At 62.4% G+C, this 340-nt stretch carries 1 pseudogene; it reads left to right on the top strand.

Annotated features, from left to right (window positions below):
• Positions 1-49 precede the first annotated feature (49 nt).
• Positions 50-340, top strand: a pseudogene (locus P0G09_RS16265) (formate--tetrahydrofolate ligase); the annotation flags it as partial.

Raw genomic sequence — 340 nt, 5'->3', positions numbered from 1 at the left:
CCTGAACCAGCCGAATCTCGAGGCTGTCAAGGCTGGTGCCTCCAACCTTGTGCGCCACATCGACAACCTGAAGAACGGCTTTGGCCTGCCGGTGGTGGTGGCCATCAATGCCTTCCCCACCGACACCCCGGAGGAGCAGGCATACGTTGAGCAGGTTTGTGCCGAGCAGGGCGTGCCCTGCGTCCTGAGCGAGGTGTTCGCAAAAGGCGGCGAGGGCGGCTAGGCTCTGGCCGAGAAGGTGCTGGAGGTCATGGAGGACCGTCCCATCCAGTACGTCTACCCGCTGGAGATGCCCCTGAAGCAGAAGGTGGAAGCCATCGCCAAAAAGATCTACCGTGCC

It is taken from the genome of Faecalibacterium sp. DFI.5.82, from assembly GCF_029076575.1.
Classification (GTDB): Bacteria; Bacillota; Clostridia; order Oscillospirales; family Ruminococcaceae; genus Faecalibacterium; species Faecalibacterium duncaniae.
Note: the sequence above shows the minus strand (reverse complement) of the source record. Positions and strands in the feature narration are given on the sequence as shown.